The organism is Cyanobium sp. HWJ4-Hawea, from assembly GCF_024345815.1.
Lineage (GTDB): Bacteria > Cyanobacteriota > Cyanobacteriia > PCC-6307 > Cyanobiaceae > Cyanobium_A.
The window spans coordinates 34,560-57,776 of record NZ_JAGQBV010000004.1 but is presented as its reverse complement, the minus strand read 5'-3'; the positions used below and the strand labels follow the sequence as shown (position 1 = coordinate 57,776).

The window sequence follows — 23,217 nt, the reverse complement described above, 5'->3', positions numbered from 1 at the left end:
GGGCTCAGTAGTGGTTGCCCACCTTGCGGTGGTGCACGGCAGTGGCTGCCTCGGTATCAGAGACGTTGCCCTCCTCCACGGCGGCATAAATGATCCAGTGGTCTGGGCCCTCCATCCGTTGGACAACCCTGCAACCCAAAAAGGCCAGGGCATCTCCCAGCACGGGACCCCCTTGGGCGGCGCCCTCGAGGGTGCTCACCCCGGCAAAGCGGTCGGCGCCAGGGGGGAAGCGCTTGAGGAAATGGCGTAGCAGGTCTTGGTGGTTGTCGTTGCGAAGGATGTTGAGCACGAAGCGGTCGTCCACCTGCATCAGGGCTTCGATGGCCCGATCCTTGGCTACGGCCACGGTGATGCCAGGGGGATCAAAGCTGGCCTGGCTCACCCAACTGGCAACCATGGCCGAAGAGCGCCCTTCCTGCTGGGCCGTCACCACGTAAAGCCCCCCGCTGAGGCGACCTAGGGCCCTGTCGAGATCGCCGTCGAGGGCCTTCATGGCCGCAATTGTTTTTGCCTTGGTGAGCAGTTGGCCCAGGTCGGTGCCGGCTTCTTCGCAGCGCTGGTAATCGTTGCCGTCGGGCACCTGGCGAATGCGTAGGGGGTCGAAGGCTTCCTTTTGGCCCAGGCTGCGCAGTTGGCTGGCCAAGCTGTCTATGGGTTCATCATTGCCGCCAAAGGCGTCGTAGGAGGCCACCCATTGCTTCGCCTTAAGCGATGCGAGCAGGGTGCCGATTGAGGCCTGGAGCTCAGCCTCGGGCTCTGCTGGCCAGGTGGGCACCACCACGGCCTGGGCTTCGCCGATCAGGGCACTTAGCTCCTGGGGATCGGTGGCCCGCAGGTCCACCAATTGCACATCCGCGCCGGCCTTGCCGACCCCCCGGGCAATCGCCTGGCTAAGCCGATCGCAGAAGCCGTATTGGCTCAGGTAGCAAATGGCCGCATAGGTTTCGGAGCTGCTGCGGGAGCTGCTCCAGTCGCGGTAGTCGTTGACCCAGAGCTCGAGGTGGTGGCGCAAAAGGGGCCCATGGCCCACGGCGATGGTGGTGATGGGGGGCAGGCCATCTATGCGTTTGAGGGCCTGCAACACACTGCGGGCGTTGGGACCCATCAGGCAGTCGTAGTAGAAGCGAAAGTCTGGGGCGATCGCACCGGGATCGGTGTCGAAGATGGCCTCGCTGCAGTAGTGCAGGCCAAAGGCATCGCAGGTGTAGAGGATGCCGGTGCCGTGGTCGAAGGAAAAGATCGTGTCGGGCCAGTGCAGGTTGGGGGCACTGAGAAATTCAAAGCGGTGCTGGATACCGCTATCCGGATTAACGCCCAGATCCAGTTCCTCGCCACTCTTGACGGCCCTGGACTGGAAGGGGCGATGTACCTGGTCGTCCAGGTAGGCAATGGCCACCTTGGAGCCGACGATTTCGATCGCCGGGTTGCGCTCGAGCAGGTGGCCAATCAGGCCGGAGTGGTCGGGCTCCGTGTGGGAAACAATCAGAAAATCAATCTTTTGGGGATCGATCTGCCCCTCCAGTAACGGCAGCCACAGTTGCTCAAACTTCAGATGGCTGCTGTCGATCAGGGCTGTCTTTGCACCCCGCACCAGAAAAGCGTTGTAGGTGGTGCCGTTGCGCAGGCCAAATTCAATGTCAAAGCGGCTGCGATCCCAGTCGAGCGAGCGCAGGGTGGTGGTATCGGGCCCGATGGCCTCCGCCTGAACGCTGAGGCGCGTGGTGCTGGGGCTGGGGCTGGCGACAACCATGGACACCCACAACAAAGAACCCAACTGTAGTCAGGCCCCTGGGCCAATTTGGGCACAAAAAAGCCCGGCTTGTGGGGCCGGGCCGAAACTCTCGGGTCTCAGTGGTGTAGTTGCGCTTGGGTTGGGCCGTCAGCTCTCCACTTTCACCTGAACCGTGGTGAGGGTTTGGGCCTTGGGGGCCACCACGGTGAGCAGGCCGCCTTGGTAGGAGGCCTCTAGGGCTTCGCGTTCAATGCCATTGGGGAAGCGGAAGCTGCGGCTCCAGGTGCCGTAACGGAACTCACTAATTAATGGCGCAGTGCCGTTTTGAGGTTGCTTCCGTTCGGCGCTGATCACCAGGGAGCGGTCGGTGGCTTTGACGTCGATGCTGGTTTTGTCGACGCCCGGAAGCTCCAGGTAGATCGTGTAGCAGGCATCGCTCTCGATCACTTCAGCGGCGGGCACCCGCTCAGCGGTGTGCAGTTGTTGTTCAAGTTGCTTAAACAAGCCTTTATCTAGAAGGCCCGTATCGAATAGATTTTTTTCGCGAAGGGTAAGCATGGTGAAGGCTCCGATTGGGGATGCGGGAGTCACCCGCAACGCCAATGTGCTGCAATCGTGCTGCTCTAAGTAGGGCGAGAACCGACCCTTTTGGTACGGCGCCTACGGCCTAGTGCGGTTGGCACCACTTGGATGGGGTGGGAACCGAAGGACTTTCTGAATCATGCATGGCCGGGCCTTAAGCTGCCCTTATAATTCTAAGGTGTTTCTGCTGATGGGGAAATTCCCCGCCCGTTTGAAGCCCTGTGCCTGAATTGAGTTCGCCGCCTGAATTAAAATCTTGTTTCAGTCCAGACAACTGGCTGTGGCTTGCAAGAAATCAGCTCCACCTTCCGGCCCTGCGAGCCGATGTCCTGAATCGGGCCATGGCGTCGGTTCGGCTGGATTCAGCCGAATCAGAAAGTGCCTTTCAAAACTTTGCTTCCCAACAGCAACTTGCCGATCAGGCTGCCCTTGATGCATTTTGCCAGGCCAACTTAATTACTTTGGAAGATCTGCAGTTTTGGGCAGAACGGCAGATTCGTATTCGTAAATATTGTGATTTGCATTTTGAGCCTAAGGTTGAGGCGCGCTTCCTAGACAGAAAAAACTCACTTGATCGCATAGTTTACAGCCTAATTAGGTTGAATGATAGGGGCATGGCAAGGGAGCTCTATCTGCAGATTTCAGCTGGTGAGGCTGATTTTGCTGTCTTGGCGGCAGAATTTAGTGAAGGCCCGGAGCGTCAGACCAGGGGAATCGTGGGACCCGTTCCCCTGAACCAGGCCCACCCCCATCTTGCTGAGCGTTTGCGCATAACCAGGCCTGGAGTGCTGCTGGAGCCCTTTAAAATCGAGGATTGGTGGCTAGTGGCTCGCTTGGAATCTCTCCAGCCCGCCCAATTGGATAGTCCCATGCGGCAAGCGATGGCAGAGGAATTGATGGAGGAGTGGATTAAGGCTGAAGTAGGTAGAGAAGCCTCGGCCTTGGCTACAGACCTACAGCTGGGCAAGTCATGAACCAGCAGCAGCTTCCCAAATCCGTATTGGAAAATCCTGGCTTTGCTGCTTTAGCAGAGCCACTGCGTAACGAACTTTTTTCGGCCATCGAGTTAGTACGTTTTAACGTTGGTGATTCCCTAAGCCTGTCTGGCCAAATTCCAGCACAGCTGCTCCTTCTATTAGAGGGATCGGCGAGGCTTTTGGTAAATGATCAAGAACGATGGATCACAATTGATCGGCTCAGACCAGGAGACTGGGTTGGAATCGCCTCATTGCTGAGAGCTGGTGGCTGTGAGGAGGTGAGTGCCGCCGAATCTGTATTGGCAGCAGCTATTCCGGACCATATTGCGATTAAGTTAATTGCCAATTTGGGATTCTGGCGTTATGCTTGCGGCGAAATTTTTCCTGCTGAAATTGCCTGTTTAATCCAGACAATTCTGGAGCAGAATAACCAGTCTGGCCAATCAGTGGTAAAGCTTGTTGAGCGCGTACGGCATCGGGCGGTCTTGATAGATGGCGATCTAAGCGCAGTTGATTCTGAGCAACATATTTATGCAGCTAGTTGCAATTTGCTAGGGCATGCCTATGGAGCCCAGTTAGATCCCGATCTGGGCTTGCCAATTGCCAGGCCCCCCCTGCCTGCCAGGTTGATTGCCGTACCCGCTGGATTTTTTACTGCCGATGCCCATGGGGAAATAGTTAAACAAACTCTTTCTGATCCCCGTCTGATTTCTGAGCAGCCGCTGGCAACTGGTCTGGATTTAGGAGTTGGTGGGGAAAGGCAATTCCGCTTAATCCAAGGAGAGGGACCCATTGCCGAAACCTTGGCATGTTTCCAGATGCTTGCCACAGAATTGGATCTGCCGTTTCGTAAGGATTCCGTAGAAAAGGTTCTGAGGGATGTTTTGCGCCGCGGTCAGACACCTGATCTCCAACTATGCGGAAATCTTGCGGCCATGTTGGGTTTGCATGTCAGCGGGGCATCTGTTGATGCCTCCATGGGAACCAGATTGCAAACACCTGCTTTACTTCCCTGGAAGGGTGGCTTCGCCCTACTGCGTAAAAGCAATGCTGCCGGAATCGAGCTTGCCTCCCCCAGGGATGGGTTGTTGCAAATAGCGCCAGCCCAAATTGCCGAGCATTTCCCGGATGGTATTGAGTTTTTGATGCTCGAGCGCACAATTCAAACCCCTGAAAAGCGGTTTGGGCCCAGTTGGTTTTTGCCTGCGATTAAGCGCTATCGGGGCGTTCTTGTGCAGGTATTGCTGGCATCCTTTGTGGTCCAGCTATTTGGCCTGGCTGCTCCCCTGCTGATTCAGGTGATTATCGACAAGGTGATTACCCAGAGAAGTCTGGATACATTGCAGGTTTTGGGATTCGCCCTGGTTGTGGTGACGCTGATGGAGGGAGTGCTTGGTGCACTTCGCACTTTTCTTTTTACTGAAACCAGTAATCGCATTGACATGCGATTGGGTGCTGAAGTAATTGACCATCTTTTGCGCCTGCCACTTAATTATTTTGATAGGCGACCTGTTGGTGAATTGGGAACTCGCATTGCTGAGTTAGAAAAAATTCGCAACTTCCTCACTGGTCAAGCCCTAAGCACTGTTTTGGATGCTGCACTTTCGGTAATTTATATTATTGTTATGGTCGCCTACAGCTGGCTTCTTACCCTTATTGCCTTGGGAGTGTTGCCCATTCAAATTGGCCTAACTCTGCTTGGGGCCCCCCTATTCAGGCGTCAGTATCGGGAGGCTGCCCAGGAAAATGCCCGAACTCAGAGCCATTTGGTTGAAGTCTTAACAGGTATACAGACTGTTAAATCCCAGAACATAGAGATGATCAGCCGCTGGAAGTGGCAAGACTTTTATTCAAAATATATTTCCCGTACCTATGAAAAAACTATTACGGGTACAGCCCTCACTGAAACCAGTCAGGTGCTTCAGAAGCTCTCCCAGCTTCTGGTGCTTTGGGTTGGGGCAACATTGGTTTTGAAAGGTGAGATGAGCCTCGGCCAACTTATAGCTTTTAGAATCATCTCGGGATATGTGACCCAGCCCTTGCTTCGTCTTTCCGGTATTTGGCAAAATATTCAGGAGTTGAAGGTCTCATTTGAGCGTTTGGCAGATGTGGTGGATACCCCCCAGGAGTCGGATGACAATGATAAGAAGAAGATTCCTTTGCCGCCAATTAGTGGAGCTGTTGTTTTTGATCAAGTTCGTTTTTCCTTTAACACTTCTCAGCCACCAGTCCTCAGGGATGTGAGTTTAGAGGTGCCCTCTGGTTCCTTTGTAGGAGTTGTTGGCCAGAGTGGCAGCGGCAAGAGCACTCTGACAAAAATGCTTTCCAGGCTATATGCCCCAGATAGAGGAAAGATTTTAATTGATGGCAATGATATAGCCAAAGTTGAGCTCTATTCCTTACGTCGCCAAATTGGTATCGTTCCCCAGGAGCCATTGCTCTTTAGTGGCTCTGTTGCCGATAATATAGCTCTTGCTGATCCTGAGGCCAGCAGCGATGACATCGTTTTTGCAGCCAAACTTGCCTGTGCCCACGATTTTATTATGGAGATGCCATCTGGTTATAGTAGTGACGTAGGGGAGAGGGGTTCCGGATTATCTGGCGGCCAGCGGCAGCGCATAGCCTTGGCTCGGACCCTGCTTCTAAAGCCGAGATTATTGGTGTTAGATGAGGCCACCAGTGCCCTCGATTATGATACGGAGCGTCGAGTTTTTTCTAATCTAATCGACTCTCTTGATGCTACTACCGTATTTTTTATCACCCATCGACTATCAACCATTCAAAAGTCCGATCTTTTGGTGATGATGGATCAGGGTTCAGTCGTTGAAACCGGTACGCACGATGAATTGATAAATTTGAAGGGTCGATACTACGCCCTTTACCGGCAGCAGGAGGCAGCTTAGGAAACATGAAAAATAAGTTTTTCTCTTGGTTCGGATCTGCTCAAAACTTGTTGGAGAAGAGTGTTTCATCTAGTCACCAAAAAGTCTTGCTTAAGCAGTCACCCTCCCTCTCTAGAACTTTGATCTGGTCGCTAATGGGTACGACAGCCTTTGGTTTGCTTTGGTTGTCTTTTGCTAAGACCGAAGAGGTGGTAGTTGCCCCAGGTAAGCTAGAGCCCATTGGCGATGTAAAAACTGTCCAAATGCCCCAGGGGGGAGTCTTGCGGCAGATGCTTGTCAAGGAGGGGCAAAGGGTCAAGCGTGGTCAAATTCTGCTGAAGCTCGACGATGATGTGAGCTTAGAGCGGCAGGTTCGTTTAGCTGAAAGTATTGCATCTAAGAACAAGGAGATAATTCTTAAATCTGTTGAGTTGCAACGATATTTGGATGTTAACACCACTGAACAGAAGGTTGCCGAACAGGCATTGGCCCTGGATTCTAAGATTCTTAGTCGCTTAGTTGTTCTTAGTCGTCAGGGGGCTGCAGCTGAGCTGCAGGTTTTGCAGCAACGTAGCAAGGTTGAGGAGGATCGAGGTCGCTTGGCCTCTGCCAAGGCAGATCGACTGCGGCAGATAGCAATCTTGAATCAGCAGATTGAGGCCTTAAGGTCAGGACTATCCGAAATATCTAGTCGTTTTGTGGAGTCCAGGGTTGCCAACCGCTATCAGGATATCCGCTCTCCCGTAGACGGTGTGGTCTTTGACCTAAAGCCCACGGGGCCTGGCTTTGTGGGTCAAGGTAGTGAGCCAGTGATGAAGATTGTGCCCTTTGATGCATTGCAGGCCAAGGTTGAGGTACCAAGCGACAAGATTGGCTTTGTAAGGGTTGGCCAATTAGTTGATATCACCATTGATTCTTTCCCCTCCAGCGATTTTGGTGCTTTGGCGGGTGTCTTAAAAAGTATTGGTTCTGATGCACTTCCGCCTGACCAACTTAAGCAGCAATACCGCTTCCCAGTCAATGTGCGTTTGGATGCCCAGAGGCTCAAATTAAAATCAGGCCAATCCTTGCCGTTGCAGGTGGGGATGTCGCTGACGGCAAATATCAAACTTAGAAAGGTTACCTATCTTCAGCTTCTGCTTAGTGATTTTAAGGACAAGACGGATTCGTTGAAGTCAATTTAGAGCCTTTGATTTAATCTTAGTCTGATTTACTGGGCAATTGATGTTATGCCAAAGCGTAAGCCTAGTATTAAAGCGTGAAGTCTATTTCTTGCACCAAGGTTTCCCAGTAAGCGCTTTGTGTATGTCTTTGTGGTTTCTTCGCTAATGTGAAGTTTGGCCGAGATTTCTCGATTACTCATGCCGTCGGCAAGGCAATCCAGGATTTGATAATCCCTTTCTTTGAGTTGCAGAGCCGACGTTGTTTCAGTTTGAGAGCGGATTTGCTTGCTGCGATAGCGATGTCCACCTACTGCTGCGATCACGGCTTCCTGTAGGACCCCCTTCCCTTCTAGGGCCTCTTGAAGGTAAAAGATGCCATCGATCCAGTCGGCAGTATGGACGCGAGCATCTATTTGGAGTCCTGTGCAGACAAGAAATGTTTTTGTGCGCGGGTGTTTTGTTTTGAATGTTTCGATGAGGGTAAATCCATCCCCACCAACTAGTTCGTCACTGCAGACCAGAAAGCCTGGGGCTTTGGTCGTAAAAGCATCCAAGCAGCTTTGCGCGTCGGTGCCGATGTAGTGAATTAGTGATGGATTGGCGAAGCAGTAGACGAGGGGAAGTAAGCTTGACTCTTTGCCAAATGCAAGGGCAACGCTTAAATCGAGCCCGCTCGTTATAATTGCTTTGCGCATGACCTTTCTGCGCTCGATCAGTATGGAAATTTTGTCTGTGAGATCCATTTCACTATGGTTCGCTGATAAATCCTAGGAGATCTGTTGTTTTCGCGTGTGTCCAGGCAAGTTATCCCATTTTTGGGATTGATGCAGAAGCCTTCCAGCGCTTAGAAGGTTTGAAGATGCTCCTTTCTTGTGGCCACCCCTGTTCTTACTACCGGAAGCCCTGCCCTGAAGTTGGTGCTTGATGGTTCAACCTGGCAGGGTGGGTTGACGGCCAATTTCACCCTCACCAATAGCGGCATTGTGCCTTTAGCCGACTGGAGCCTGTCCTTTGAAAGTGATGTGCTGATTACGGGAGCTCCTTGGGGTCTCAGCTTTACGGTTAACCAGCTATCCAGTGGGCACTATGCCTACACCCTGACGGGGACCGACTGGGGAGCAGCACTTGCTCCCGGTGGCTCAGGGACCGTGGGATTCAATGCAACCAGCGCATCAACCGAGAGCAATGGAATTCTGCAGCCCTCCACCCTTTTCCTTACCAGTCCAGTGGCGTCGGTGTTGCAGTCCGTTCCAAGCACTGTGAGCTTGCCGTTAACTCCTTCGTTGGCTCCGGTAATTACAGCCTCTGTCCCAGTGAAAGGAGTTGGTCAAAACTATGCAGAAGCATTGCAGAAGTCTTTCCTGTTCTATGAGGCACAGCGTTCAGGCAATCTCGATGAGGCAACGAATCGAATTGATTGGCGTGGCGATTCAGGGCTGCGTGATGGTGCCGATGGGATTTATTTCGGTGATAATTCAATTTCTAATCTTCAGAGTGGTTTAAAGCTTGATCTTAGTGGGGGTTATCACGATGCAGGTGATTATGGCAAATTCGGTCTTCCCTTGGCATCCAGTCTTACGAATTTGGCTTGGGGTGGCTTGCAATTTTCTAAAGGCTATGCAATTTCAGGTCAAACTGACGACTTGCTTGCGGCGGTCAAATGGGGTACGGATTATCTTTTAAAGTGTAATGTGCTGAATTCTGCAGGCAAGACAGCATTCTTTGTCGCTCAGGTAGGTGATCCAGATGCAGACCATGCACTGTGGCAATCGGCTGAGTCTGAGACAATTTTGCGACCCGCTTTGGCCGTAACTGCTTCGAAGCCCGGATCTGATGTGGCTGGGGGAAGTGCTGCCGCCTTGGCTTCTGCTTCGATTTTGTTTCGTCAAAATGGTGATCAAGCTTATGCAGATCAATTGCTGAAGAGTGCTATCGCTTTATATGATTTCGCTGACCAGAATCGCGGCAAGTACTCCGATTCTATCCCGTCGATTCAGAATTTCTACAACTCCTATAGCGGCTATTATGATGAGCTGGCTAATGGTGCTGTGTGGCTTTCTAAGGCCGTAAGTGCCGCGGGACAAGATGGTTCTGCCTACCTCGGCAAGGCTCTCAGTTTTTACAATTCAAACATCGGTGGACTAAATAAGGGTTGGACTGGTAATTGGGATGATGCTTCCTATGCAACAGCGGTTTTGTTGGCTGAGCAAACCGGATCAACTGCAATTAAGCAGCAGGTCGAAGGTTGGCTTAATAACTGGGTGACTGGCGGCAATGGGGTCTCGATCACTGCTGGCGGATTGCGCTGGGTGAGCCAATGGGGATCCCTACGCTATGCGGCAAATACGGCATTTCTTGCGGATGTCTATGCAGCAGCCGTCAATGATCCAAATGGAGCTTATGCTGCCCTGGCTCAGTCTACTGTCGACTACATCCTTGGCTCAAATCCCCGAAACTCAAGTTATTTAGTGGGTTACGGTAATAATTTTCCCCAACAGCCCCACAGCCGCGCGGCTTCTGGCGTGGGTTGGGACGGTTTTAGAAATGGCCTGCCAAATGCCCATATAAATTTTGGTGCTTTGGTCGGAGGTCCTGTAAGACCGGACGACATGTCTTATACGGATTCTCGTAGTGATTATGTGTCTAATGAGGTGGCTCTAGATTACAACGCTGGACTTGCTGGTGCTTTTGCGCGCAGTGTGGAGCTGAAGGGTGGTGTGGCTCTCACGGACCAGGAGTTAGATGCGTTTCCTGGTATCAGTGTGCGCATGATTTCGCCGGTGGCCCCGACTCCTACAGCCCAGAATCTGGGAGTGGCATTGGTAACGGTCGCTGGCGCTGCTGCGGTGGGGAAGGTTTTGACGGCTGTGATTTCCAGCAATGATCCTGACGGCAACGGCAGTGGCGGTTTGACATATCAGTGGCAGTCATCTGGGGATGGCGGAAAGTCTTGGAGCGCGATCTCTGGAGCTATGAGCAGCGCATGGACCGTCGGTCGTGCCCAGGAGGGACAGGCGATACAGGTGAAGGTTTTGTACCAGGATGCTAAAAATTTCGCCGAGACTATTTCGTCTGCACCGGTCTTGGTGCCCTATGTCAACGATGGTCAGGTGTCATTTGCCATTTCAGGTACACCAGCTGTTGGTCAGATCCTCACCTCAAATCGGACTGCGTCGGATCCCGATGGCGATGGCTTGTTTCGCTACCAATGGCAATCACAGGCGGCAGGTAATTCCACCTGGCAGATGATTGCTGGAGCCAACACCTCCAGCTTTCAGGCGACCACTGCCCAGCAGGGGCAGAGTCTGCGGCTTCAGGTCGCCTATCAAGATCAACAGGGTTTCACGGAAACCGTTAGCACTAGCTCAGTTTCGATTCCCGTGCCAACCCAGGTTGCAGTTGCCATTTCGGGAATGCCATCTGTTCCCACTGCCAGCTCGCCGGATCTCAAGGTGGGAGTTACGGGTTCCGTCTGGTATCAGGGTTTAACGGCCCAGATCACCGTCACCAATACCGGTGCTTCAGTATTAGGTAGTTGGAGCCTCAGTTTCGATACAACCCATGTCTTGAGTGGAGCGCCTTGGGGGTGCACCGTGGCCCAAACCAAACTTGGCGGGGGTGTCTATCGCACCACCTTGAAGGGGGCGGACTGGGGATCCAGCTTGGCCGCTGGTGCCTCGGTCAGTGTGGGCTTTAACGCCACCCAGGGCATTGGCTTGGGCGGTAGCGGCAACCTCACAGGCCCTGGGTTGTTTGCCACTAGCACTGACCAATTGGCCAGCATCGCTGGAAATCCCGCTTATACCTGCGGTAATGCCTCGGCCAATGTGCTTAGAAGTGGCAATGGGGCTGATGTCTTGACGGGCCTTGGAGGTGCCGATGTTTTCCAGGTTTCGAGCGCTTCGTTGTCTCTTTTGGCAGGTCCAGATTGGATCACTGATTTCGCTATCGGCATCGACATTTTGGATGGCCCTACTGCCGTTGCGGCCTCTCAAATTGTCAGCCTTGGGTCCGTGGCTTCGTTGACGGGGGCTGGTGTGGCGGCCCAGCTCAATGGCACGACGTTCCGGGCCCAGCAGGTCGCAACCTTTACCTATGGCACGGGGCCGAGCACTCGAACCTTTGTAGCTTTCAACGACGGCGTGGCGGGCTTTCAGTCAGCTACCGATGGGGTGGTGGAGATTACTGGATACGGCGGCGATCTCAGGAATCTGTCGGTGATTTAGGAGCTCCTCCGCCCCGCCCAGGCCCGGCTGTTCTGCTGAGCCTGGAAGAGATCATGTTGAGGGTATTGATTGGGTTAAAGCCACCACCAATCGCTAAAGCAGGCGGCCTGGCCGCAGGGGTCACCTGATGGGCTCCAAAGGCACCAGAGGTTGGCCCCGTTGATTTTGAAACGGCGTCCATGGCGATCGGTGCGGATGCCGCTGTAGCCGCTGATGGCGCTCTGCTGCTGGGCAGCGCTTAGGGCTGCCTGTCGGCTTGCCCGTTCGGCGGGCTCGGCTGTGAGCTTGGAGTGAAGGCCTACCAACTGGGCCCAATTGCGGCACCAGAGGCTGAGGGCGGCCCGATTGCCGTAGATCAGCTGGGGGCCATCGCCTTGATCGAGGGGACTGGCGTCGTGGGCGAGCACCACCAGTGGAGCGGCAAATAGCTCCTGGGCCCGCTGGGTTGGGTTCTCAACCCCGGCGGCGGCGATGAGCGGCCTGCCAAAGGCTCGGTGGAAGGAGCTCAGGATGCAGTCCGCGGTGGCGATCGCCCCTGGGGTCAGCCAGGGGGCCGGCGGTTCATGGGGCATCGCCCTTGCTCGCTTCTGGTCCATCGCTTTGACCTGCTGCCATGGCCTTGGCCATGGCCATGGCTGCCGTTTGCTGGCCGTGTTCCTTGAGCCGCTCCAGGAAGCGGGCGTTGGCTTCGCTGAAGCGGCCATCTTCCGCCAGCGGTAGGGGCCCGGCGGCATCCAGGCCGGATTCGCCCTCCATGGCCGGCGTGATCACCACGAGTTCCGGATCGAGGGCGGCGCCGTAACGCCACCAGCGGTTCGGGTCCTTGATGGCTGGATGCACCGGCACCAGGGGCTCCGGGGCGGCCACTTGGTCGAGTTTTTTGGCTGCAGCCTGCCGCGCCTGTTTTGCCAGCACCTTGCGCCGACGCAAGGCCAGGTCCGCCAGCAGCTGGGCCCTGGTGCGACCGCGCATCTGAAACAGCACGAAGGGGTCTTCGCTGAAGCGATCGCCCATCAGGTAGTAGACGGCGCTGATGTGTTTGCAGGGGTTGGCCTTATCCGGGCAGCTGCACTCGCTGCGTACCTCCTGCAACTTGAAGGGAAATAGGCGTCGGCCGCTGGCCGCAAAGGCCCGCTCAATGTCCTGGGGCATCACCCCGGCCAGCAGCTGGGCGGACCAGCGGGCTTTTTGGGTTAGGGCCTCGAGTACGTAGCCCCAGTCCTCGTCGGTGAGTACATCGAGCCAGAGCTTCACCTTGTAGGGGTCGGGGTCGGTGCCCTGGACCCGGGCATGCACCCGCCGGCCCTCAAAGCGAATCGAGGTGACATTGCCGCTGCGGGCGTAATCCCAGGCCCGCTCCAGCCGCTTCTTGAAGCGATAACCATTGATCAGTTCCATCCACTGCTCGACCCACCAGGGCTGCTGGCCCAGGCCCTGGTCGCCCAGTTGGGTGGTGATCGGGTTGTGGGGGCTGGTGGTCATGGGAAGGGATTTCATCGGCCTATTCCTCCTCCAGGGCCACGAGATCGCGCAGCTGGCCCACTTCGAGGCCGCCGAGCCATTCCTCGCCGGAGCCAACGATGTCGGCGGCAAGTTTGGATTTTTCGCGAATCATCCGATCGATCTTTTCCTCCACCGAACCACTGGTGATGAACTTGTGCACCAGCACCCGGTTCTGTTGGCCAATGCGATAGGCCCGGTCGGTGGCCTGATTCTCTACTGCCGGATTCCACCAGCGATCGATGTGGAACACATGGCTGGCTCGAGTGAGGTTTAGGCCCACCCCACCGGCCTTGAGGGAAAGCAGGAACAGCTGGGGGCCCCGGGGGTCGTCTTGGAAGCGATCGACCATGGCCTGGCGTTCGTTTTTGCTGGTGTTGCCATAGAGGAAGGGCACTTCCTGGCGCCATTTGCGCTCCAGATGGGCCTTCAGCAGCAGCCCCCATTCGGCGAACTGGGTAAACAGCAGGGCCCGATCGCCCGCTTCGATCACCTCCTCGAGGATCTCCTCTAGGCGCTGCAACTTGGCGCTGCGGCCGGCAAAGCTGCCGTTGGCGCCGATGGCGACCTCCGGCGTTTCCTTGAGGGCTAAGGCGGGGTGGTTGCAGATCTGCTTGAGCTTGGTGAGCAGGGCCAACACCTGGCCATGCTTTTGGCCCAGGGGCGCCCTGGCAATGGCATCGAGGCTGGCTTCGACGGTTTGGTTGTAGAGCTTTTTCTGCTCTGGGCTCAGGCCTACCCATTCGCTCAGTTCCACCTTTTCAGGCAGGTCGGTAATGATCGATTTGTCGGTTTTGAGGCGCCGCAGGATGAATGGCCCCACCCGGGCCTTGAGGTCCCGCAGGGAGGCCATATCCCCGTAACGCTCAATCGGCAGCCGGTAGCGCTGACGGAAGAAGGGTTCATCCCCGAGCACCTTGGGGTTGAGGAAATCCATCAGGGCCCATAGCTCACTGACCCGGTTTTGCACCGGTGTGCCGGTAAGGGCGATCCGGAAGCGGCTCAGTTTGCCGGGTCGGGCCAGGTCGCGGGCTGCCATCGATTGCTTGGCCGTGGGTGTCTTGATTGCCTGGGCCTCATCGATGACAACCCCTTGCCAGTCAATGCTTTCCAGCAGTTCGCTATCGCGCTGCAACAGGCCATAGCTGGTTAGTAGTAAATTGACCCCCTTGAGGGCTTTTTTGAGGGCCTCCGGGCTGGCCGGCCGCCGGGGCCCGTAGTGCTCACGCACCTGCAGTTCGGGGGTGAAGCCATGGGCCTCCCGTTTCCAGTTGGTCAGCACCGAGGTGGGAGCCACCAGCAGTACTGGCCGCTTCAGTTCTGCCTCTGCCTTGAGGTGCTGCAGGAAGGCCAGCAATTGGATTGTTTTGCCCAGGCCCATGTCGTCGGCCAGGCAGGCGCCCTGGTCGAAACGGTGCAGGAAGGCCAGCCAACCCAGGCCCCGCTCCTGGTAGGGCCGCAATTGGCCGGAGAAGCCCTCGGGGGCGGGCAGGGCTTCTGGTGCTTTTTGCTGGTGGTATTGCTCCAGAACGGCCTGCAGCCGGGGGCCACCCTCAAAGCGATGCACCGGCAGGCGCATCAAGGTGTCGCCATCGGTGGCGGTGAGCCGCAGGGCGTCGTCGAGGCTCAGGCCCAGGTCGGCGACGCTGAAGCGTTCGGCATTTTTGATGTCGTTGGGGCGCAGCTCGATCCAGGCGCCCTTGTGTTGGACCAGGGGGCTGCGCTTGGCGGCCAGGCGTTCCAGGTCCTTGAGGCCCAAGGTGACCCCGCCGATCATGAAATCCCACTTCCAATCCAGGCTTTCGCCCAGGGTGAAGCCCCTGGATTTGGCGGGTAGTTCGGCGCTAATCGACAGGCCCAGGCGGCTGGCGAGGCCGCCACTGAGGCTGGGGGGCAACACCACCCCCACCCCCACATCGCGCAGTTGGCGGGCCGCGGTGCGCACCAGCACAAAGGCCTCGGCCGGGGTGAGCTGCATCGTTTCCGGGGTGGCCGCATCGATGCCGCGGGTGATCGGTTCAAAGACCGTGAGTGCCCGGCCCATGCCCTCCAGCAGCAGTTCGCTGGGTTGGGCCACGGCCACTTCACCCATCTGCAGTCCCCGGTCTCCCGCCGCCCATACGGCGGCCGCTGGTACCCGCAGGCTGGGGTCGGCCTCAGCCTGGAGGCCAAAGCGCAACTCCCATAGTTCTTCTCCTTCGAGCGGAGTGAATAGCTCCAGGCAGGTGCGGGCGGCGGCCACCCTGCCGGCCACCCCCTCACGCCAGTGGTGGGTGGCAATGCCGAGGCGCTCGAGGTCTTCTTCCCCGAGGGCCAGTTGGCCATTGCCCTTGCCGAGGCCCTTTTGCCAGGCCGTGAGCAGGGGGTCGAGGCCCTCGCTGCTGGGGTTGAAGCCGGAGCGCAACTGGCCATCCAGCAGCGATTCCAGCAGGCTTGCCACCCGCAGGCGGCCACTTCCCGGCCGGCGACAGGCCAGGCTCGGATCCCCCATCAGGCCCGCAGCCAGGGCACAGGTTGCTACCTGGGGCAGGCCGGTGGAGAGTTCTTCTAGGCGGCGGCGGTCGTCTTCGCGGTTGAGCAGGGGTAGCCAGCGGGCATGGCCGTCTTCGATCTGGGGCAGCCAGCGGCCGCGGGCAATCAGGCTCAGGGCCCAGCGCTGCAGGTGGCTCCACCAGCGCAGCTCATCGGCCATCTCCGGGTGTTCGCCCGCCAGGGGGAGATCTCCTAGCCATTCGCCGGCGCTGGCTGGATCGAGGGCCCAGCCCTCCACCTGCCAGGGCCACCAAAGGGGTTCCTTGGGCAGGGGTTCGCCCGCTTGCAGAGGCAGGCCACTCCAGCTGTCGGTTTGCTTGGTTTTTCCCTTGGCGGCCTGGTGGCGGCTGGGCAGGCTCAGGGTTGCCCGCGCCGGCCTCAGGGACTCCGACCAAAGGCTGTTGTCGTCGAGCCAATTGGCTAGGTCGTCCTCGTTGAGGGCAAGGGGGTGCTCCGGGGCTTCAGCAGCTGGGGCGACGGGCGCGGCCACGCGCCAGGTGTCTGCCCATAGGAATAGGCGACCGCCCGAACCTTCGGGGGGAAACAGCCAGGTGGCATGCAACAGGCTCATGAAGCCGGCGTCAAAGCCGTGGAGCGGGCGGAATTGGCTGCAATAGGGGCAGCATCAGGCGAAGCACTAGGGCACTGCAGATCAGCGGCAACCAGAGGGGCAGCCAGCCGCGGATCACACCCATCATCACTGTTGGCAGGCTTTGCGCCAGCTGCAGGTTGAAATTGGGGGGCAGTTCGCTGGCCGCCCCCAGGGACCGCATTCGCAACTCGGCTCGGGACACGCTTTCGACTAACGGAACCTGTTCTGGGCGATCATGCCCCTTCCAGGCTTGTTTTGCTCCGTCATGGCCGTAACTCCACGCCGTGCCTGCCCCAGCAGTGGCGCAGAGATCCGGGCGGCATTCCTGGATTTCTACGAACAGCGGGGCCACAGGCCGATGGCCAGCGCCTCCCTGATTCCCGAAGACCCCACCGTGCTGCTCACGATTGCGGGAATGTTGCCCTTCAAGCCCGTGTTTCTGGGCCAACGGCAAAGGCCTGCCCCAAGGGCCACCAGCAGCCAGAAGTGCATCCGCACCAACGACATTGAAAACGTGGGCCGCACGGCGAGGCACCACACCTTCTTCGAGATGCTGGGCAACTTCTCCTTTGGGGATTACTTCAAGGAGCAGGCCATTGCTTGGGCCTGGGAACTGAGCACGGAGGTGTTCGGGCTTTCGCCGAAAAATCTGGTGGTGAGTGTCTTCCGCGAAGACGATGAAGCCGAGGCGATTTGGCGCGATCGGGTGGGGGTGAACCCCAAGCGGATCATCCGCATGGATGAGGCCGACAACTTCTGGGCCTCTGGCCCCACCGGCCCCTGCGGCCCCTGTTCGGAGATCTACTACGACTTCAAGCCCGAGCTCGGCGACGACGGCATCGACCTGGAAGACGACTCCCGTTTCATCGAGTTCTACAACCTGGTTTTCATGCAGTACAACCGCGATGCCGATGGCGATTTGACGCCGCTAAAAAACCGCAATATCGACACGGGCTTGGGGCTCGAGCGGATGGCCCAGATCCTGCAGGCGGTGCCCAACAACTACGAAACCGACCTGATCTATCCGTTGATCGAAGCGGCGGCGGGCCTGGCGGGGGCCGACTACCGCGCCCTCGACGCCAAGGGCCAGACCTCCCTCAAGGTGATCGGCGACCACAGCCGCGCCATCACCCAACTAATCAGCGATGGGGTTACGGCCAGCAACCTGGGCCGGGGATACATCCTCAGGCGTCTGTTGCGCCGGGTTGTTCGCCACGGCCGGCTCCTGGGCATCGACAGGCCGTTCCTGGTCGAGCTGGGCGAGGCGTCGATTGCCCTGATGGCGCCGGCCTTTCCCGAACTCCTCGAGCGCCGGGAGGTGATCCTGGCGGAACTGGCCCGCGAAGAGGCCCGGTTCCGAGAAACCCTTGAAAGGGGTGAAAAGCTGCTGGCCGAGGTGCTGGCGACCAAGCCCCAGCAGATCCCAGGTGAGCAGGCCTTCGAGCTCTACGACACCTATGGCTTCCCCCTGGAGCTCACCGAGGAAATAGCCGAGGAGCACGGTCTCACGGTCGATTTGGAAGGATTTACGGCGGCGATGGAGGCCCAGCGCCAGCGGGCCAAGGCCGCGGCGGTGAGCCTGGATCTCACCCTCCAGGGCGCCATTGAACAGATGGTGGCCGAGCTGGATGCCACCGAATTCAAGGGCTATGGAACCCTCGACCATCCCTGCTGTGTGCTGGCGTTGGTGGTCAACGGCGAGCCGGCCCAGAGCGCCTCAGCTGGCGATGGGGTGCAACTGGTGCTCGATTCCACCCCTTTTTATGGGGAGGGCGGCGGCCAGGTGGGTGACCGCGGGCTGCTGAACGGCGATGGGGCCGGCGGCGATGGCGTGATTGTGAGCATTGAGGGCGTGACCCGCAACCGCAGTGTGTTTGTGCATAGCGGCCGCATCGAGCGGGGCAGTTTGGCGGTAGGTGATCTGGTTAATGCCCAGGTGGATCGGGCCTGCCGGCGCCGTGCCCAGGCCAACCACACGGCAACCCACCTGCTCCAGGCTGCCCTCAAGCAGCTGGTGGATCCGGCCATCGCCCAGGCTGGATCACTGGTGGATTTTGAGCGGCTGCGCTTCGATTTCCATTGCCCTCGGGCGGTGAGCCCGGCAGAGCTCGAGCAGATCGAGAACCTGATCAATAGCTGGATTGCCGATGCCCACAGCCTTGAGGTGCAGGAAATGGCAATTGATAGGGCCAAGGCAGCAGGGGCGGTGGCGATGTTTGGTGAGAAGTACGCCGATGTGGTGCGCGTCGTAGATGTGCCCGGGGTTTCGATGGAGCTCTGCGGCGGCACCCATGTGGCCAACACCGCTGAGATCGGGCTGTTCAAGATCATTGGCGAATCGGGTGTGGCCGCCGGCGTGCGTCGCATTGAGGCCGTGGCCGGTGCTGCAGTGCTTGCCTACTTACAGGAGCGGGAAGCGGTGGTGAAGGCTCTTTCTGAGCGCTTCAAGTTGCAGCCGGGGGAGATTGTTGATCGGGTAATGGCGATGCAGGAGGAGCTGAAGCAGGGGGCGAAGGCCTTGGCGGCGGCACGCCAGGAGTTGGCACTGCTGCGGGCCGGGGCTCTAACCCAACAGGCCAAATCGTTTGGCTGCAGCGCCATTGGCGAGCCCTATCAGCTGTTGGTGGCCCGCCTCGATGGGGTGGAGGGCACTGGCCTACAGAGCGCGGCCCAGGGGCTGGCCGAGCAACTCGGAGCTGGAGCGGCGGTGGTGCTCGGTGGTTTGCCCGATCCAGCCGATCTGGGCAAGTTGGTTCTGGTGGCGGCCTTCGGTGAAGTGGTGATCAAAGCGGGCGCTAAGGCCGGCGCCTTCGTGGCTGCCCTGGCCAAGCTCTGCGGCGGCGGCGGCGGCGGACGCCCCAACCTGGCCCAAGCGGGCGGTCGCGATGGCGCCGCCCTCGATCAGGTGCTGCAGCAGGCCCTAAAGCAGCTTGAGCAACAATTGGGATAGTTCTTGATCGAAGCGATGCAGCTGTTCAGCCGTTGGCCTGAGGCCCAGGCCCATCGTTTGCGTTGGTTGCTGTTGATCGGCTGGTTGTTGCTGATCCTGTCGTTGCTGATTCCAGCGATATCCCTGCCCCTGGATATGGTGCCGCCCTGCCCGGCGGCTAGTGGGGATTGTTGGCGCCATGGCCAACCAGGCAATCGCTTCTTTTGGGGGGTGGTGGTGCCCTCAGGGGTATTGATGATCGTTTTGTTCAGCCATGAGCTCTGGCGCCGCATTTGTCCGCTGGCTTTTGTCTCCCAGCTCAGCAGGGCCCTGGGGCGGCAGCGCACTCGCATCGCCAAGAACGGCAAAGCTGAAGTGGTGAAGGTGCAAGCCGATTCCTGGCTTGGCCGTAACCATCTGCAATTGCAATGGTCTTTGCTGATCGCCGGTTTGTGTTTGCGGCTGCTGGTGGTGAATAGCAGTCCCCTGGGGCTGGCTTTGTTATTGCTATGCACCATCGCGGCGGCGCTGATTGTTGGCTGGGCCTATGGCGGCAAGGCCTGGTGCCAGTACGTTTGCCCGATGGCTCCGGTGCAGACGATTCTCACCGGGCAGCGTGCAGCCTTGGGCAGCACCGCCCATATGGGAACGGGTTCAAAAATCACCCAATCGATGTGTCGCAGTATCGGCAGCAGCGGTCGAGAGCAGAGCGCCTGTGTGGCCTGCGCCTCTGCCTGTATTGATATCGATTCAGAACGCCAATTCTGGACAAATCTGAATGGTAAACGGGGTTTGGAGTGGGCTTGGTACTCCTACCCAGGCTTGGTACTGGTGTTTTTTGAATATCTGGCAGAAATGCATGAACAGGTTCTGGTTCTGCCCTTTTTCTCTAACAGCCAGCTCAGCTATCTGCGCAATGGCTTCTGGGCCTACGACGCTGAACTGCCGCAGCGCAGTTTGCAGGGATTTAGCGCTGAGATTCCTGTGCCCAACCTTATTATGGTTCCCCTGGTGTTGAGCCTGGCCGGTGCCATTTCGGTGCTGCTGTTCCGTTGGTTGGAGGTTCGTCTGCAGCGCAGGCTGGAGCGGCAAGGTCGCCGCGATGCCAAGGCTCGGGCCCGAAGCCGCACCAGGTTGCTGGCCAGTTTCAGTGGAGTGAACATATTTTTTTGGTTTGTAGATCCCAGCCAGGGGGCCTTCGGTAGCGATGGTGGCCAGTTGATCCGCTCGGTTGTATTGATCGCCACAGCGATTGTGCTGTTCCGCAGCTGGGGTAGGGATCAGGACACCTATCGGCGCGAGAGCATCAGTGAAAGTTTGCGTCGTCAGCTGCAGGATCTACCTGAGCTAGACCAGGCCCTTGATGGACGCTCCCTGCAGGAGCTCTCCCCCCAGGAGGTTGTTACCCTGGCCAAGGCACTGCCTGCAGTTGGTCAACAAAAGGCCCGCTTGATTTATCGAGGGGTGATCGCAGATTTGTTGCGCAGCGGGCGGCTTGAACGGGCAAGCTCCTTGATGCAACTTCAAGATCTGCGCCAGGCTTTGGGACTGGAGGATCAAGATCACCACGCAGCTTTGCGAGTGCTTGCCGATGAGCATCCCCAACTACTGAAGTTGGATGGTTTGCAGCTTCAACAACAGGATCTGCGCCAGGCGGCGGTTGCAGAGCAGCTGGAGGAGTTGATGGATGCCGCTGATCTGCAGGTGCTGGTTCCGTCTAGCCTGCGCCCGGCAATGCAGCAACGGCTTGAAAAGTTGCGGCAAAGTTGTGGTTTGGCCGCTGATGATTGGCAGCAGATGCTCAGTCGTTTCGGGCCCCAGGGAGACCGACTGCGCCAACACATTGAAAGTCTTGGTCAACAATGGCGGCAACAGGGGCAGTTGCTGGCCACCCTGAACTTGGCCGCCAATCAACATTCCCTATTGCGGCCCCTGGTGCTGGCCATGCAGCTGCGCGTTAAAACCTTGCAAGGCTTGCTGCTGAGCCAATCCAAACATCTCGAACAGGAGTATGAGCACCAACAGCTGGACCCCGCTGGAACATTGCAGGAAGCCCTGGATCAGTTGTGGTTAGATCCCGATCCTGATACCGCTGGTTGGGTATTACTTGTGGAACGGCAGCTTTATCCAGAACAGGTGAGCCGCCGCTTGCAGCAATCTCGCCAATGCTCAGCTAGCTCCCCTTTCCTAGAGATGCAGATCAGTGGCGAACCCCATCCAGATGCAGCCGAGTTCCCCTACCTAGCTGCTTCACCGTTGTTTGCTGATGTTTTGCCTGCAGGTGTGGTTTGGATTGCCACCCAGGGAGATATTTATCAATGGGGTCCTGGGGAGATGGTTATGGCCGAGGGCACGATCAGCGATGGTTTTGGGATTGTGCTTTCAGGAGCTTGTGAAGTGGCCCTCGATCAAGGCAATATCGTGGTGCTGGGGCCTGGGGAAACGGTGGGCGAGATGGGAGTTATTACCGGCAATCGGCGCAATAACAATGTTGTGGCAGGGGCCCAAGGGCTCAAGGCATTTCAGGTGCCAAGTGATGCTTTTGAGGAATTGCTGCACCGCTCACCTTATTTCTCAAGAGGCTTACTGCGGCAGCTTGCCGAGCGTCTCAGCGTAACCAAGAATTGAATAACACTCTCATCTTTTGTAAAAGATCCTGTTGCTGAGCTTGGGCTGCGGATGATTCCAGCTGGTTTAACTCAGCGGACCGTTGGCTCACCAGCAAGCCAAAGCGTTCCAATAGCTCGGGATCGTCCTCCAGTAGATCGGCAATAACGGGCCTTTCTATTTCTAGTAGTTGTGTTTCTTGGGCAACTCTTACTGTGGCAGATCTGCATTCGCCGCCAAATAGTGTCATCTCTCCAAAGATATCGCCAGGGCCAAGTTGAGCTACATCGATAGAATTGCCCTGGCCTAGTTCTCGGCTCACTTGAGCTAGGCCGCGGCAGATTACAAATAGGGAATCTCCCTCTGCTCCTTCAGCAACGATGGTTTCGTCATTGCCATAGCTATGGCAATGACAGTGCTGAATAAGTTGCATCAGTTGATTTTGGCTTAGGCTTTTAAACAGAGGGATCTTGGCCAGAATCTCGAGCTTTTGTTCCCAGTCTATCCCTAGAGATTGTTGGGCTTGCTTGTTATTTTTTGGTTGATGCAATAGTTCTCGTACAGGGTAGGGAATGCTCTGGCCTTGGCGAGCTAGCGCATACCATAGTTGCTCCATTAGATCGCTGCGTAGGCCAAGGCTCTGTCCGTAGTCTGCCTGCCAAGCTAGCAATTCATAACGGATGGAGCTGTCGTCAAAACTGGCGATTCTCACCACCGCTGGTGGTTGCTTCAGTACCAGCGGATGCTGGTTAGCCAGTTGGAGTAGCAGTGCCTTCGCTTGCCCGGGCGGGAAGTTGTAGCTGAGGCCAACAAATAAGCGATTGCCGTAGGGCCCTTTGGTGCTGAAGTTGCGAAGATTTGAGGAGGTAATTGTTGCATTCGGGATGATTAGATTCGAGCCATCAATGCAGCGCATTTGGGTGTCTCGCCAGCTGATGGCCCTCACATTGCCAATCTGGCCGTTGGTTTCAATCCAGTCGCCTTCCCTCAGGCTGCGATCCAGGTGCAGACTGAGACCACCCAGCAGGTCTTTGAGTGGTTCCTGGGCAGCCAGGCCAATAATTGCTGTGATCACTGCCGATGTGGTTACCACACCCAGCACATTCACCTTGGCCCTTTGCTGCAGGGTTACCGCAACAATCAATCCAGCAACCAGCACGAACAGCAGATCCCGCAGGATCTTGGGTGTGGCAGGTAGCAGCCGGTAGTGGGTGGGTAACTCCAGCAGCAGCCAGATCAGCAGCCTGCTGCAGGCCAGGGCCTGCAGCATCTCGATCGTTAATTTGATCAGTTGCTGCAGCGACTCCGCGCTGGCGGAGCCAAGCAGGGTAGTGCCAAGTGCCCATGCGCACAGCGCTAGGGCCGGAAGCCGCCAGGGCAGTAGGGGAATGCTGCGCCGACGGCAGATGCGGCTCAGAATGCGCAGTAGCGCCAGGCCCAGCAGTGCAATTAACCAGAGCTCCCACACAGCCATGGGTTTCTTGAGCCGATGGGC

General features: G+C 57.3%; 14 protein-coding genes. 6 read left to right on the top strand and 8 right to left on the bottom strand.

Annotated elements, in window-relative coordinates; translation table 11 throughout:
• Positions 1 to 4 precede the first annotated feature (4 nt).
• Positions 5 to 1,750 (bottom strand): diflavin flavoprotein, encoded by a 1,746-nt coding sequence (locus KBY58_RS01925; protein WP_255002591.1) that lies wholly within the window; start codon positions 1,748 to 1,750, stop codon positions 5 to 7.
• Positions 1,751 to 1,879: 129 nt separating this feature from the next.
• Positions 1,880 to 2,290, bottom strand: coding sequence for an Hsp20/alpha crystallin family protein (locus KBY58_RS01920; RefSeq protein ID WP_255002590.1), 411 nt, complete (start codon positions 2,288 to 2,290; stop codon positions 1,880 to 1,882).
• 245 nt (positions 2,291 to 2,535) lie between these two features.
• Between KBY58_RS01920 and KBY58_RS01915 the strand changes: the two genes are divergently transcribed.
• From KBY58_RS01915 to KBY58_RS01905, 3 genes are read left to right on the top strand one after another with little or no spacing between them, the layout of a single operon-like run.
• Positions 2,536 to 3,288, top strand: coding sequence for a peptidylprolyl isomerase (locus KBY58_RS01915; RefSeq protein ID WP_255002588.1), 753 nt, complete (start codon positions 2,536 to 2,538; stop codon positions 3,286 to 3,288).
• Positions 3,285 to 6,194 (top strand): ABC transporter transmembrane domain-containing protein, encoded by a 2,910-nt coding sequence (locus KBY58_RS01910; RefSeq protein ID WP_255002587.1) that lies wholly within the window; start codon positions 3,285 to 3,287, stop codon positions 6,192 to 6,194. Before KBY58_RS01915 ends, KBY58_RS01910 begins: the two co-directional genes overlap by 4 nt.
• Positions 6,195 to 6,199: 5 nt before the next feature.
• Entirely contained in the window at positions 6,200 to 7,357 is a 1,158-nt protein-coding gene (locus tag KBY58_RS01905; RefSeq protein ID WP_255002586.1) for an HlyD family secretion protein, read from the top strand.
• Positions 7,358 to 7,383: 26 nt separating this feature from the next.
• Here KBY58_RS01905 and KBY58_RS01900 read toward each other — a convergent pair whose 3' ends face one another.
• Complete coding sequence (locus KBY58_RS01900; protein ID WP_255002585.1) at positions 7,384 to 8,079, bottom strand: LuxR C-terminal-related transcriptional regulator; 696 nt, start codon at positions 8,077 to 8,079, stop codon at positions 7,384 to 7,386.
• A gap of 174 nt (positions 8,080 to 8,253) precedes the next feature.
• On the opposite strand from KBY58_RS01900, the gene KBY58_RS01895 reads away from it, so the two are divergent.
• Positions 8,254 to 11,562: a glycoside hydrolase family 9 protein gene (locus tag KBY58_RS01895; protein ID WP_255002584.1), complete on the top strand. Its 3,309-nt coding sequence runs from the start codon at positions 8,254 to 8,256 to the stop codon at positions 11,560 to 11,562.
• A 74-nt stretch (positions 11,563 to 11,636) separates the two neighbouring features.
• On the opposite strand, the gene KBY58_RS01890 is transcribed toward KBY58_RS01895, so the two are convergent.
• From KBY58_RS01890 to KBY58_RS01875, 4 genes are read right to left on the bottom strand one after another with little or no spacing between them, the layout of a single operon-like run.
• Positions 11,637 to 12,134 carry an MEKHLA domain-containing protein gene (locus tag KBY58_RS01890; RefSeq protein WP_255002583.1) on the bottom strand — a complete coding sequence of 166 codons (498 nt, stop codon included), beginning with the start codon at positions 12,132 to 12,134 and terminating at the stop codon, positions 11,637 to 11,639.
• Entirely contained in the window at positions 12,124 to 13,044 is a 921-nt protein-coding gene (locus tag KBY58_RS01885) for an SWIM zinc finger family protein (protein WP_255002602.1), read from the bottom strand. The genes KBY58_RS01890 and KBY58_RS01885 overlap by 11 nt, the downstream gene beginning before the upstream one ends.
• A gap of 19 nt (positions 13,045 to 13,063) precedes the next feature.
• Positions 13,064 to 16,165, bottom strand: coding sequence for a DEAD/DEAH box helicase (locus tag KBY58_RS01880; RefSeq protein ID WP_255002582.1), 3,102 nt, complete (start codon positions 16,163 to 16,165; stop codon positions 13,064 to 13,066).
• A gap of 10 nt (positions 16,166 to 16,175) precedes the next feature.
• Positions 16,176 to 16,388: a hypothetical protein gene (locus KBY58_RS01875; protein WP_255002581.1), complete on the bottom strand. Its 213-nt coding sequence runs from the start codon at positions 16,386 to 16,388 to the stop codon at positions 16,176 to 16,178.
• 33 nt (positions 16,389 to 16,421) lie between these two features.
• On the opposite strand from KBY58_RS01875, the gene alaS reads away from it, so the two are divergent.
• Both alaS and KBY58_RS01865 read left to right on the top strand, forming a co-directional pair.
• Complete coding sequence (gene alaS, locus KBY58_RS01870; protein ID WP_409995702.1) at positions 16,422 to 19,136, top strand: alanine--tRNA ligase; 2,715 nt, start codon at positions 16,422 to 16,424, stop codon at positions 19,134 to 19,136.
• 15 nt (positions 19,137 to 19,151) lie between these two features.
• A complete protein-coding gene (locus KBY58_RS01865) occupies positions 19,152 to 21,743 on the top strand; it encodes a cyclic nucleotide-binding domain-containing protein (RefSeq protein ID WP_255002580.1) in 2,592 nt (863 codons plus the stop codon).
• Here KBY58_RS01865 and KBY58_RS01860 read toward each other — a convergent pair.
• Positions 21,724 to 22,881 carry a mechanosensitive ion channel family protein gene (locus tag KBY58_RS01860; RefSeq protein ID WP_255002579.1) on the bottom strand — a complete coding sequence of 386 codons (1,158 nt, stop codon included), beginning with the start codon at positions 22,879 to 22,881 and terminating at the stop codon, positions 21,724 to 21,726. The two genes, KBY58_RS01865 and KBY58_RS01860, sit on opposite strands and share 20 nt — an antisense overlap.
• Positions 22,882 to 23,217: the final 336 nt, after the last annotated feature.

Excerpts from the sequence above, each read along its gene's own strand:
- KBY58_RS01925 (WP_255002591.1), bottom strand. The coding sequence starts at position 1,750 with ATGGTTGTCGCCAGCCCCAGCCCCAGCACCACGCGCCTCAGCGTTCAG.
- KBY58_RS01920 (WP_255002590.1), bottom strand. The coding sequence starts at position 2,290 with ATGCTTACCCTTCGCGAAAAAAATCTATTCGATACGGGCCTTCTAGAT.
- KBY58_RS01910 (WP_255002587.1), top strand. The coding sequence starts at position 3,285 with ATGAACCAGCAGCAGCTTCCCAAATCCGTATTGGAAAATCCTGGCTTT.
- KBY58_RS01905 (WP_255002586.1), top strand. The coding sequence starts at position 6,200 with ATGAAAAATAAGTTTTTCTCTTGGTTCGGATCTGCTCAAAACTTGTTG.
- KBY58_RS01900 (WP_255002585.1), bottom strand. The coding sequence starts at position 8,079 with ATGGATCTCACAGACAAAATTTCCATACTGATCGAGCGCAGAAAGGTC.
- KBY58_RS01890 (WP_255002583.1), bottom strand. The coding sequence starts at position 12,134 with ATGCCCCATGAACCGCCGGCCCCCTGGCTGACCCCAGGGGCGATCGCC.
- KBY58_RS01885 (WP_255002602.1), bottom strand. The coding sequence starts at position 13,044 with ATGACCACCAGCCCCCACAACCCGATCACCACCCAACTGGGCGACCAG.
- KBY58_RS01880 (WP_255002582.1), bottom strand. The coding sequence starts at position 16,165 with ATGAGCCTGTTGCATGCCACCTGGCTGTTTCCCCCCGAAGGTTCGGGC.
- alaS (WP_409995702.1), top strand. The coding sequence starts at position 16,422 with ATGCCCCTTCCAGGCTTGTTTTGCTCCGTCATGGCCGTAACTCCACGC.
- KBY58_RS01865 (WP_255002580.1), top strand. The coding sequence starts at position 19,152 with ATGCAGCTGTTCAGCCGTTGGCCTGAGGCCCAGGCCCATCGTTTGCGT.